Genomic DNA, 11,884 nt, shown 5'->3' with positions numbered 1-11,884 from the left:
GGGTCGAGCAGCATCGGGTTCGACAGTGCCAGGCGCAGCCCCCGGCCCCCCGGCATCCCGGCTCCGATCCCGGTCTGGCCGGTGTGGAAGAGAGCCACCACCCCCGCGGCCTCGAGCTCGGCGTAGAGCGGGTAGTGCGCCTCGTCGCTCGGGTCGAAGCCCTGCACGGTGGGGTGGAACTTGAATCCGCGCACCCCGCTCTCGTCGATCAGGCGCCGCGCGCGGTCGACGGCGTCGGGACGGCGCGGATCGACGGATCCGAAGGGGATCAGCACGTCGGGGTGACGTGCCGCGCCCGCGGCGACCTCGGCGCTCGAGATCGGCGGGTGCCTCAGCTGCGTCTCGGCGTCGACGGTGAACACCACCGCCGCCATCCGCCGCTCGCGGTAGTACGCGGCGATGCTGTCGAGGTCGGGGCGCGGGCCGTCGGTCGAGAAGTAGCGGCTGGCCGCCTCGGCGAGGTCGTCGGGCAGCGACGCATGGGCGTGGCCGTCGACCTCGATGTGCACGTGCATGTCGATCGCGGTCAGCGCCGCGACGTCGATGGCGGACTCGTAACGGGTCACGCCGGTCACCGCGCGGGGTCGCGGCGCAGGTCGTCGGGGAGCGGCGGGAAGCTCTCCCCGACGCCCTGCAGGGGGCCGACGGCCTCGGCGAAGCCCGCGGTGAGGGCCTCGGCGGTCCAGCCGCCGTCGCGGTAGGCGGTGGCGGCCGGCTCGGGGTGCGTCCACAGCTGCAGACGATCGCCGCCGACACCGATCGCTTGGCCGGTCACCGCGCCGGCGGCATCCGAGGCGAGGTAGGCGATCAGCCCCGCGACGTCGTCGGACGTGCCGAAGCCGAGGTCGTGGCGGAAGAAGGCGGGCATGGGCTCCCCGGCGGCGTCGGCCTCGACGGCGGCGGCGAAGTAGGGGACCGTCGCGGTCATGGCGGTGGCGGCGACGGGGATGACCGCGTTCGCCGTGATCCCGGCGCGCTTCAGTTCGAGGGCCCAGGTGCGCACCATGCCGACGATGCCGGCCTTGGCGGCGGCGTAGTTGGTCTGGCCGAAGTTGCCGCGCTGACCGGTGGGGGAGCCGATGCAGATGATCCGCCCGGCGACGCCGTGCTCGCGCATCCACCCCGCCGCTTCGCGCACGCACGTGAAGGTACCGCGCAGGTGCACCCCGATCACGGTGTCGAAGTCGTCGTCGCTCATCTTCCACAGCACGGTGTCACGCAGGACCCCGGCGTTGGTGACGAGGATGTCCAGACCGCCGAAGGTGTCGACGGCGGTACGGACGAGCTGCTGGGCCGTAGCGGTGGGTCCGACGGGCGCGACGACCGCGACCGCGCGGCCCCCGTCGGACTCGATCGTGGCGACGGCCTCCGCCGCGGTCGCCGCGTCGACGTCGTTGATCACGACGGCGGCGCCGTGGCGGGCGAGTTCGCGAGCGTAGGCGAGGCCGAGGCCGCGGCCCGAGCCGGTGACGACGGCGACTTTGCCGTCGAGGAGGGGTGCGCTGGTCATGGGGATCCTTCCGTCGAGACCAGTTCTAAACTCAAAGATTGAAAATGTCAATCATTGAGTTCGCTACCATCGGGGAGTGACCTCGACGCCCGCCCCCGATGCGCCCGTCCGCCTCGACGACGAACTCAGCTTCCTCATGGCGCGCGCGAACGCCCTCTCCATCGCGGCAGGCAACACCGCGCTCGCGCCCCTCGGTCTGCGGGTGCGCTCGTACTCGGTGCTCGCGCTCGCCGCGGGCGAAACGCGTCCCTCGCAGCGCGAGGTCTCCGATCATCTGCGGTTGGATCCGAGCCAGGTCGTCGCGCTCGTGGACGACCTCCAGCGGCGCGGTCTCGTCACGCGCGAGCCCGACCCGCGCGACCGCCGCGCCAACGTCGTCGTGATCACCGCGCCGGGCCGCGCGCTGCTGGATGAGGCCCGCCCCGCGATCCTCGCGGCCGAGCGTGAGCTGCACGCCGGCCTCGACGACGGGGAGCGGCGACAGCTCACGACGCTGCTGAGGCGCGTGGCGTTCCCGGACTGAGCCCCGCGCGTCGGCCCGGGGCGTGCGCCGGCCCGCCGGTCGGGTAGACTCGTGTCGGCTCTCCGCGCGGCGGCATCCCGGCCAACTCCCCCAGGACGGAAACGTAGCAAGGGTAACCAGGCTCTACCGGGTGCGCGGAGAGTCTTTTTTTTGCCCGCGGATCCGGATGCCTCGCCCTCAGCGGCGCGCGAACGGCCCGTCGATCACCGCCCACTGCAGCAGCATGATCGTCTTGGCATCCTGGATCTCGCCGTCGCGGACCATCTGCAGCGCCGCGTCGATGTCGTACTCGAGGATCTCGATTTCCTCGCCCTCCTCGACCAGGCCTCCGCGGTCGCCCTCGCGCGACGCCCCGTCGTAGGCGGCGGCGAAGAAGTGCAACCGCTCCGTGACCGATCCGGGGCTCATATACACCTCGAACACCGGTTGCACCTCGGTGATGACGACCCCCGTCTCCTCCTCGGCCTCGCGGCGAATGGCGGTGATCGGGTCGTCGTCGTCGAGGAGTCCCGCCGCGGTCTCGATGAGCATCCCGTCGGGGTGGTCGTTGACGTAGACCGGGTAGCGGAACTGCCGCGTGAGCAGCACCGTGCGCCGGTCGGGGTCGTAGAGCAGGATCGTCGCGCCGTTGCCGCGGTCGTACGTCTCGCGCTTCTGGGTCGACCACTCGCCGTCGTCGCCCCGGTACCGGAAGGTCGTCGCGCGCAGGACGTGCCAGCCGGCGGCGAGCAGTTCGACGTCGGTCACCTCCACGCGGGGGTTGCGATCCAGGTCGCGTCCGGTGAGGTGCAGGCCCGTGCGGCCGCGGTGGTCGGGGACGGTGGTGCCGGAGCGTGCGTCGTTCATGCGGTCGGGATCTCCTCGATCGAGGCGTACACCGGGATGCCGCGTTCTCGCGCGATCTCCACGTCGCGGTCCGCGCCGCGCGAGGCGCCGGGAAGGCGGAGGACGGCGTCGCAGTGCTGCAGCAGGCGCTCCGCGGTCGGATAGAGCACCTCGGAGGCGAGCGCGTCGTTCGGCCCCGACGCCCCCGCGTTCGCGAGGACGGGCAGCGCGACCCACTCGCCGATCATCGGGACGTGCCCGGCGCGGAAGATCGGCCACGCCGCCTCCTCCAGACGGCGCAGGTTCGCGGCCATGCGGGCGGGGTCGCCGTCGGTACCCGACGCGTACGGTCCGGCGATCAGAATCAGGAGGGGGCGGCTCATAGCCGGAACGATAGTGCAGAAACGTGCAACAATGTGAACATGGTGCTGGCTGCTGCGCGCAAGGGCGTCCTGCTCGAGAGGTTGCGGCGCGACGGGCGCCTCGTGGTCAAGGATGTTGCGGTCGAACTCGGCCTGTCCGAGGACAGCATTCGCCGCGACCTGCGGGAACTGGATGCCGCGGGCCTCGCCGTGCGTGTCTACGGCGGTGCTCTGCCGGCCTCGCCCGCGGTCGCCGACTACTCGGTGCGCCAGGAGGTCGCTCGCGAGAGCAAGGCGCGCGTGGCGGACGCCGCCGTGGCCCTGATCGAGCCCGGTTCCACGGTGCTGCTCGACGGCGGCACCACGACGCTCGCGATGGTCCATGCCCTGCCGCGGGCGTTCGCCGGGACGATCATCACGCATTCGCCGACCATCGCCGCCGCGCTCCTGGACCACGACGCGGAGGTCATCGTCATCGGCGGGCGCGTGTTCAAGCACTCGGCGGTGGCGTGCGGTGCCGCCGCGGTGGAAGCCGCGCAGCGGGTCAGCGCCGACGTCTTCTTCCTGGGCGTCACGGGCGTGCACGGCGAGGCGGGGCTGACGACGGGGGATGCCGAAGAAGCGGCGATGAAGCGTGCCCTCGCCGAGCGGGCGGCCGAGACGTTCGTCCTCGCGAGTGAAGAGAAGCTGGGTGCGGCCTCGCGCTTCGGCATCCTGCCGCTCACGGGCGTCTCCGGGATCATCGCCGATCTCGACCGCGGCGATCCTCGCGCCGGGGCCCTGCGTCGGGCGGGCGCTCGATTGCTGCCCGTTCCGCCCGCCCCGGGACCGCTCGACATCGCTCGATAGCGAGGCAACCCCCGCGTGATGTCACCTCCCCCGCATAGGGTGGAGCCCGTGGCGCAGAGCATCTACATCACGTCGGCCGAGGGTCATTCGGGCAAATCCACGGTGGCTCTGGGTGTCCTCGACGCCCTGAGTCGCGTCACCCCGCGCGTCGGCATCTTCCGGCCCATCGCGCGCTCGACCGCCGAGCGCGACTACGTGCTCGAGATGCTGCTCGACCACGACGGCGTCGATCTCGCCTACGACGAGTGCGTGGGCGTCACGTACGACGACGTGCGCGACGACGCCGACGCCGCGCTCGGACGCATCGTCGAGCGGTACAAGGCGGTCGAGGCCCAGTGCGACGCGGTCGTGGTGATCGGCAGCGACTACACCGACGTCGGCAGTCCCGCCGAGCTCGCCTACAACGCCCGCATCGCGGCCAACCTCGGGGCGCCGGTGCTCCTCGTCCTCGGCGGCCGCGCGCAACAGGGACAGGGTGAGACGCTGGGACTGTCGGTCGCCCGCACCCCGCAGGAGGTCGGGCAGATCGCGGCGCTCGCTCTTCCCGAGCTGCTGCACGAGCGTGCCGAGGTGTTCGCCGCGATCGTCAACCGTGCCGATCCCGACCTGCTCGACGAAGTCGTGTCCTCGGTGCGGCACGTCGTCGACACGGCCGGCGCACCGCGCAGCCGGACGGTGCCGGTGTGGGCACTCCCCGAGGACCGCTTCCTCATCGCGCCGTCGATGCGCGGAGTGCTGCGCTCGGTCGAGGGCGAGCTCATCAAGGGCGACCCCGAGCTGCTCACCCGCGAGGTGCTCGGCGTGGTGGTGGCCGGCATGTCGATGGTCAACGTCCTGCCGCGCCTGATGGAGTCCGCGGTCATCGTCATCCCCGCCGACCGCACCGAGGTGCTGCTGGCGGCGCTCCTGGCGCACTCGTCGGGGACGTTCCCCTCGCTCGCCGGCGTCGTGCTCAACGGCGGGTTCGAGCTGCCTGACGCGATCGTGCGCCTCATCGACGGCCTCGGTTCGTCGCTGCCGATCATCGCCACCGATCTGGGCACCTACGACACCGCGGTGCGGATCATGAACACGCGCGGACGCCTGGCCGCCGATTCGCAGCGCCGCTACGACACGGCGCTGGCGATGTTCGAGCGCCACGTCGACACCGAGCTCCTCACCCGCGAGCTGGGCGTCTCCCGCCCGAGCGTCGTGACCCCGCTGATGTTCGAGTACGGCCTCGTCGATCGCGCGCGCGCCGACAAGCGCCGCATCGTGCTGCCCGAGGGCACCGACGACCGCGTGCTGCGGGCCGCGGCCACCGTGCTCTCGCGCGGCATCGCCGACCTGACGATCCTCGGCGAGCCGATCGAGGTGCGCGGCCGCGCGATCGAGCTCGGCATCGACATCCGCGACGCCGAGGTGCTGAGCCCCTTCGACGCGGTCCACGTCGACAAGTTCGCCACCGAGTACGCGCGCCTGCGCGCCCACAAGGGCGTCACGTACGCGCAGGCGGCCGACACCGTCACCGACGTGTCGTACTTCGGCACGCTCATGGTGCACCTGGGCCTGGCCGACGGCATGGTCTCTGGCGCCGCGCACACCACGGCCCACACGATCCGCCCCGCGTTCGAGATCATCAAGACCGCGCCCGGTGTCTCGGTCGTCTCGAGCGTGTTCCTCATGGCGTTGGCCGACCGCGTGCTGGTCTACGGCGATTGCGCCGTCATCCCCGACCCCACGAGCGAGCAGCTCGCCGACATCGCGGTGTCGTCGGCGGCGACCGCGGCGCAGTTCGGCATCGAACCGCGCGTCGCGATGCTGTCGTACTCGACGGGGGAGTCGGGCACCGGCGCCGACGTCGAGAAGGTGCGCGCGGCCACGGCGCTCGTGCGCGAGCGCGCGCCCGAGCTGCTGGTCGAGGGGCCCATCCAGTACGACGCGGCAGCCGACGCCGCCGTGGCCCAGGCCAAGATGCCCGGCTCCGAGGTCGCGGGGCGTGCGACCGTCTTCGTCTTCCCCGACCTGAACACCGGCAACAACACCTACAAGGCCGTGCAGCGCTCGGCCGGTGCGGTCGCGATCGGCCCGGTCCTGCAGGGCCTGAACAAGCCGATCAACGACCTGTCGCGCGGCGCACTGGTCGGCGACATCGTCAACACGATCGCGATCACCGCGATCCAAGCCCAGGGGAGCCCCGCGTGAGCGTCGTGCTGGTCGTCAACAGCGGTTCGTCGTCGTTCAAGTACCAGCTGCTCGACATGGAGCACGAGCGCGTCCTCGCCTCGGGGCTGGTCGAGCGCATCGGCGAGGGCACGGGCGTCGCGACCCACACCGTCACCGCGGCATCCCTCGCTCCCGCCGACGGCCCTGCGCCGACGGTGACGGATGCCACGTCCACCATCGAGCGCGAGATCCCCGACCACACCGCGGGGTTCGCCGTCATGCTCGAGGCCTTCGCCCTGCACGGCCCCTCGCTCGAAGAGCGTGCGCCGGTGGCGGTCGGGCACCGCGTCGTGCACGGCGGGGCGCGCTTCTTCGAGCCGACGCTGGTGACACCGCTCGTCGAGATCAACATCGACGAGCTGTCGGTGCTGGCCCCGCTCCACAACCCCGCGAACCTCGCCGGGATCGTCGCGGCGAAGAAGGCCTTCCCCGCGGTTCCGCACGTGGCCGTCTTCGACACCGCGTTCCACCAGTCGCTCGCCCCGGCGGCGTACACGTACGCGATCGATCGCGAACTCGCCGAGGCGCACCGCATCCGCCGGTACGGATTCCACGGCACGAGCCACAAGTTCGTCAGCGAGTCCGCCGCGCAGTTCGTGGGACGGCCCCTGGCCGAACTCCGTCAGATCGTGTTCCACCTCGGCAACGGCGCGTCCGTCACCGCCATCGAGGGCGGCCGGTCCGTCGAGACGTCGATGGGCCTCACCCCGCTCGAAGGCCTCGTGATGGGCACGCGCTCCGGTGACCTCGACCCGGCGGTGCTGTTCCAGCTCGCCCGCCGTGCCGACCTGTCGATCGCCGATCTCGACACCCTGCTCAACAAGCGGTCCGGGCTCCAGGGTCTCGCCGGGGTGTCCGACATGCGCGACCTCACCGCGCGCTGCGACGCGGGCGACCCCGACGCCCAGCTCGCGTTCGACGTCTACGTCCACCGGCTGCGCGCGTACGCCGGGGCCTATCTCGCCCAACTCGGCGGCGTCGACGTCATCTCCTTCACCGCGGGCGTCGGCGAGAACGCCGCGCGCGTGCGCGCCGAGGCCATGGCCACCCTGGGCTTCGCCGGGGTCGAGCTCGACGCCGAGCGCAACGAGACGCGGGGGCGCGGCATCCGTCGCATCTCGTCGGACGCCTCGCGCGTCGAGGTGCTCGTGGTGCCGACGAACGAAGAGCTCGAGATCGCTCGACAGACCCTGTCGGTCGCGTCCTGAGCCCACGGCCGTGACCCGCCTGCGCGCCGCCCGGGCCCTCATCGGCGGAGCGGTGGTGGGGCCCGTCGTGCTGGAGCTCGCGGGCGCGCGGATCCGGACGGTGCGTCCCGCACGAGACGACGACGTCGTCGACGTCGATCTCGCCGACGGCATGCTCAGTGCGGGGCTGCTCGATCTGCAGGTCAACGGCGCGTTCGGGGTGGATGTCGCCGCCGCCGACGGTGCCGTGTGGCGGACGTTGCTCGCGGGACTGGCGGCGCACGGCATCACGGGGGTGCAACCCACGGTGATCACGGCGCCGCTGCCCGAATTGGTGGCATCCCTGGCGCGGATCGGTCGCGCGCGCGACGCCTTCGCCGACGAACCGGTCGCCCGGGTCCTCGGGGCGCACGCGGAAGGACCGTTCCTCTCACCGGCCCGGGCGGGAGCGCACCACGCCGAGTGGCTGCTCGCACCGACGTCCGACCACATCGACGCGCTGGTGTCGGATCCCGGCGCGCACCGCGCGCTGCGGACCGTCACGCTCGCCCCCGAACTCCCCGGTGCGCTCGAGGCTGTCCGGCGTCTCACCCGAGAGGGGGTCGTCGTCGCCGTCGGGCACAGCGACGCCACCGCCGCGCAGGTCCACGCGGCGGGCGACGCCGGGGCGACCATGACCACGCACGTCTTCAACGCCCAACGGCCCCTGATCGCGCGCGAGCCCGGCGTGCCCGGAGCGGTGCTCGTCGACGACCGCTTCTTCGTGGGCACGATCATCGACGGCCGGCACCTCGACCCCCACGTCGTGTCGCTCGTGTTGGCGGCGGCCGGCCGTCGCGCGATCGGCGTGAGCGACGCGATCGTGACCGCCGGTCTCGCCCCGGGCGAGTGGTACGACTTCGGCGGGCAACCCGTCGCGAACGACGACACGGGCCTCGGTCGGCGCCCCGACGGCACGATCGCCGGGGCCGGCGTCGTGCTCGACGAGGGTGTGCGCCGCATGATCGCGGCGGGCCTGGACCCGGCCGCCGTGCTCGCCGCGTGCACCGAGAACGCCGCCCGATCGCTCGGCCGCACCGACATCGGTCACGTCGCCGAGGGCGCTCTCGCCGACCTCGTGTGGTGGGATGGCACGTGGCATCCGTCCCGCGTGTGGATCGGCGGACGGGCCCTCGCGTCCGGGTCCCGCTGAGACCGCGGGGCCGCCTCGCCGGTACGCTGAGACAGCGACGTCCCCGTCGCGCTTGCACGTCCCGCCCTGCGATCTGGAGCCCGCCGTGACCGAGAGCCGTGACCTGCCCGACCTGACGTCGTACGACGCCGTGCTGTTCGACCTCGACGGGGTGCTCACGCCCACCGCGGAAGTCCACATGCGGGCGTGGAAAGAGATGTTCGACGAGCTGTTCGCGGCGTGGGGCATCGAGCCGGCGTACACCGATCGCGACTACTTCGACTACGTCGACGGCAAGAAGCGCTACGACGGTGTCGCGAGCCTCTTGCGCAGCCGTGACGTCGAAGTGCCGTGGGGCGACCCCTCCGACGACCCGTCGAGCGACACCGTCTGCGGCGTCGGCAACCGCAAGAACATCGTGTTCTCGCGCATCCTGCGGGCCGAGGGCATCGCGCCCTACCCCGGCTCGATCGCGCTGCTGGACGTCCTGGACGAGGCCGGCACCCCGATCGCGGTGGTGTCCAGCTCGAAGAACGCCGTCGAGGTGCTCGAGGCCGCCGGCATCCGCGAGCGTTTCCCCGTGGTGATGGACGGCGTCGTCGCCGAACGCGATCACCTCGCGTCCAAGCCCGCGCCCGACGTGTTCGCCGAGGCGGCGAAGATGCTCGGCGTCGACCCGGCGCGCTCGGCGGCCGTCGAGGACGCCCTCAGCGGCGTGACTTCGGCCTCCTCGGCGGGTTTCGCTCTGGTCGTGGGCGTCGATCGCGGGGTGGGGGCCGACCAGCTCTCGGCCGCCGGGGCCGACGTGGTCGTCGACGACCTCCAGGCGTTCGTAGACTGAGCCGTCGCCTCGCGCGACTGACCCGAACCCCGGCACCGGAAGGCATGCCCCCGATGATCGATCGCGATCGTTTCCCCGTCGACGAATGGCGTCTCGTCGAGACCGAGTTCTCGGTCGACGACACCGGTGTCACCGAGACCCTCTTCGCGGTCGGCAACGGCTATCTGGGGTTGCGCGGCAACTCGATCGAGGGGCGCTTCGCGCACGAGCAGGGCACGTTCATCAACGGGTTCCACGAGACGTTCCCCATCCGCCACGCCGAGCAGGCGTACGGCTTCGCCGAGGTGGGGCAGACGATCATCAACGCCCCGGATGCCAAGGTCCTCCGGGTCTACGTCGACGACGAGCCGCTCTCGCTCGACATCGCCGACGTGCGCGACTACGAGCGCGTGCTCGACCTGCGCCAGGGGATCCTCCGACGCACGCTGCTGTGGGTGACGCCCTCGGGTAAGGAGGTGCGCATCGAGGACGAGCGGTTCGTCTCCTTCGAGGAGAAGCACCTCGCCGTGCTCCGCTTGACCGTGACGGTGCTGAACGCCGACGCCCCGGTCGCGGTGAACAGCCAGCTGCTGAACCGTCAGGACGGCGAGGGCATCTATGGCGGTTCGCCGATGGCATCCCGGCAGTCCGGCTTCGACCCGCGGAAGACCGAGAAGCTCACCGACCGTGTGCTGCAGCCGCGCGACTACTGGCAGGACGGCGACCGTTCGGCCCTGTCGTACGAGGTCACCGAATCGGGGATGACGCTCGCCGTCATCGCCGAGCACGCGATCGAGACCGACAACGACTACACGGTCCGGCAGCTCGTCGAGCCCGACCTCGCCAAGACCGTGTACCGCGTGCACGCCCGGGCCGGGGTTCCCACGACGATCACGAAGCTCGTGAGCTACCACACCTCGCGCGGTGTGCCCGCGGGCGAACTCGTCGACCGGTGCCGCCGCACCCTCGACCGTGCCCGCGAGATCGGCGTCGACGGCCTCGTCGAACGCCAGATCGACTGGTTCGCCGCGTTCTGGGACCGCTCCGACGTGCGCATCGGCGGTCACGCCGACCTACAGCAGGCGACCCGCTGGTGCCTGTTCCAGCTCGCCCAGGCCGCCGCGCGCGCCGACGGACACGGAGTCCCCGCGAAGGGCGTCACCGGGTCGGGGTACAGCGGTCACTATTTCTGGGACACCGAGGTGTACGTGCTGCCGTTCCTGGCGTACACGACGCCGCAGTGGGCGCGGAACGCGCTCCGCATGCGGCACCTTATGCTCCCCGCGGCCCGCAAGCGCGCCCACCAGCTCAACGAGGCCGGTGCCCTCTTCCCGTGGCGCACGATCAACGGCGAAGAGGCCTCGGCGTACTACGCCGCCGGCACCGCGCAGTACCACATCAACGCCGACGTGGCCTTCGCACTGGCGAAGTACGTCCGCGCGACCGGTGACGAGGAGTTCCTCGCCCGCGAGGGCGTCGACATCGCCGTCGACACGGCACGACTGTGGTCGACCCTCGGCTTCTGGCGCTCGAGCGACGGCGCCGACGGCGAGCCGGACTCGTTCCACATCCACGGCGTCACCGGGCCCGACGAGTACACCACCGTCGTCAACGACAACCTCTTCACCAACGTCATGGCGCGGTTCAACCTGCGCTTCGCGGCGCGGACGGTGCGCGACCTCGCCGAGAACGACCCCGAGGCCTACGGCCGCATGGCCGACCGCATGAACCTCGACCCGTCGGAGCCCGATCGCTGGGACATGGCGGCCGAGGCGATGCACATCCCGTTCAGCCCGGCGCTCGGCATCCATCCGCAGGACGCGGTGTTCCTCGAGCGCGAGATCTGGGACCTCGAGAACACCCCGCCCGACCAGCGCCCCCTGCTGCTGCACTTCCACCCGCTGGTCATCTACCGGTACCAGGTGCTCAAGCAGGCCGACGTTGTGCTCGCGCTGTTCCTGCAGGGCAATCACTTCACGGATGCCGAAAAGCTCGCCGACTTCGAGTACTACGACCCGCTGACCACCGGCGACTCGACGCTGTCGGCGGTCGTGCAGTCGATCCTGGCCGCCGAGGTGGGCTACCAGGACCTCGCGCTGGAGTACTTCCGGCAGGCGGCGTTCGTCGACCTCGGCGACCTGCACCACAACGCCGCCGACGGTGTACACGTGGCCTCCGCCGGCGGCGTGTGGACGGCGCTCGTCAGCGGCTTCGGCGGCATGCGCGACCACTTCGGTCGACTGACGTTCGACCCGCGGCTCCCGGTCGACTGGCCCGAGCTGTCGTACGTGCTGCACTGGCACGGGACGCGCCTGAACATCACGCTCACCGCCACCGCGCTCACCCTGCGGGCCGGGCACGACGGGGAGCCGGTGGAGTTCGCCGTCCGCGGCGTCGAGTACACCGTGTCGCCCGGCGAGACCGTCCGGGTC

At 71.6% G+C, this 11,884-nt stretch carries 11 protein-coding genes and 1 other RNA gene; 8 read left to right on the top strand and 4 right to left on the bottom strand.

Annotated features, from left to right (window positions below; genetic code table 11):
- A partial coding sequence (locus tag LQV45_RS09990; RefSeq protein WP_230006883.1) for an amidohydrolase family protein occupies positions 1-566 on the bottom strand: 566 nt, incomplete at its 3' end.
- Between the two features lie 5 nt (positions 567-571).
- Positions 572-1,510: an SDR family NAD(P)-dependent oxidoreductase gene (locus tag LQV45_RS09985; RefSeq protein ID WP_230006882.1), complete on the bottom strand. Its 939-nt coding sequence runs from the start codon at positions 1,508-1,510 to the stop codon at positions 572-574.
- Positions 1,511-1,586: 76 nt separating this feature from the next.
- Here LQV45_RS09985 and LQV45_RS09980 point away from each other — a divergent pair, with 76 nt between their 5' ends.
- Both LQV45_RS09980 and ffs read left to right on the top strand, forming a co-directional pair.
- The gene (locus LQV45_RS09980) at positions 1,587-2,033 is read left to right on the top strand and encodes a MarR family winged helix-turn-helix transcriptional regulator (protein ID WP_230006881.1); all 447 of its coding nucleotides are present in this window, start codon (positions 1,587-1,589) and stop codon (positions 2,031-2,033) included.
- A gap of 53 nt (positions 2,034-2,086) precedes the next feature.
- An RNA gene (gene ffs, locus LQV45_RS09975) (signal recognition particle sRNA small type) lies at positions 2,087-2,183 on the top strand.
- A 27-nt stretch (positions 2,184-2,210) separates the two neighbouring features.
- Here the strand turns inward: ffs and LQV45_RS09970 are convergent.
- Both LQV45_RS09970 and LQV45_RS09965 read right to left on the bottom strand, forming a co-directional pair.
- A complete protein-coding gene (locus LQV45_RS09970) occupies positions 2,211-2,879 on the bottom strand; it encodes an NUDIX domain-containing protein (RefSeq protein ID WP_230006880.1) in 669 nt (222 codons plus the stop codon).
- Positions 2,876-3,241, bottom strand: a complete 366-nt coding sequence (locus tag LQV45_RS09965; RefSeq protein WP_230006879.1) for a DUF4406 domain-containing protein — start codon at positions 3,239-3,241, stop codon at positions 2,876-2,878. Before LQV45_RS09965 ends, LQV45_RS09970 begins: the two co-directional genes overlap by 4 nt.
- A 39-nt stretch (positions 3,242-3,280) precedes the next feature.
- Between LQV45_RS09965 and LQV45_RS09960 the strand changes: the two genes are divergently transcribed.
- From LQV45_RS09960 to LQV45_RS09935, 6 genes are all read left to right on the top strand, one after another.
- Positions 3,281-4,069 (top strand): DeoR/GlpR family DNA-binding transcription regulator, encoded by a 789-nt coding sequence (locus tag LQV45_RS09960; RefSeq protein ID WP_374208175.1) that lies wholly within the window; start codon positions 3,281-3,283, stop codon positions 4,067-4,069.
- 48 nt (positions 4,070-4,117) lie between these two features.
- Positions 4,118-6,253 (top strand): phosphate acetyltransferase, encoded by a 2,136-nt coding sequence (pta, locus tag LQV45_RS09955; protein WP_230006878.1) that lies wholly within the window; start codon positions 4,118-4,120, stop codon positions 6,251-6,253.
- The gene (locus LQV45_RS09950) at positions 6,250-7,482 is read left to right on the top strand and encodes an acetate/propionate family kinase (protein WP_230006877.1); all 1,233 of its coding nucleotides are present in this window, start codon (positions 6,250-6,252) and stop codon (positions 7,480-7,482) included. Before pta ends, LQV45_RS09950 begins: the two co-directional genes overlap by 4 nt.
- Positions 7,483-7,492: 10 nt before the next feature.
- Entirely contained in the window at positions 7,493-8,653 is a 1,161-nt protein-coding gene (locus LQV45_RS09945) for an N-acetylglucosamine-6-phosphate deacetylase (RefSeq protein ID WP_230006876.1), read from the top strand.
- A gap of 85 nt (positions 8,654-8,738) precedes the next feature.
- Entirely contained in the window at positions 8,739-9,473 is a 735-nt protein-coding gene (locus tag LQV45_RS09940) for an HAD family phosphatase (protein ID WP_230006875.1), read from the top strand.
- A 53-nt stretch (positions 9,474-9,526) separates the two neighbouring features.
- The coding region (locus LQV45_RS09935; protein WP_230006874.1) for a glycoside hydrolase family 65 protein at positions 9,527-11,884 on the top strand (2,358 nt) is incomplete at its 3' end.

Source organism: Microbacterium sp. Bi128, from assembly GCF_918698205.1.
The sequence above is the reverse complement of the archived record's forward strand: the minus strand, read 5'-3'. Positions and strand labels throughout refer to the sequence as shown.

Coding starts and splice junctions, on each gene's coding strand:
- LQV45_RS09985 (WP_230006882.1), bottom strand. CDS start 1,510: ATGACCAGCGCACCCCTCCTCGACGGCAAAGTCGCCGTCGTCACCGGC.
- LQV45_RS09970 (WP_230006880.1), bottom strand. CDS start 2,879: ATGAACGACGCACGCTCCGGCACCACCGTCCCCGACCACCGCGGCCGC.
- LQV45_RS09965 (WP_230006879.1), bottom strand. CDS start 3,241: ATGAGCCGCCCCCTCCTGATTCTGATCGCCGGACCGTACGCGTCGGGT.
- LQV45_RS09960 (WP_374208175.1), top strand. CDS start 3,281: ATGGTGCTGGCTGCTGCGCGCAAGGGCGTCCTGCTCGAGAGGTTGCGG.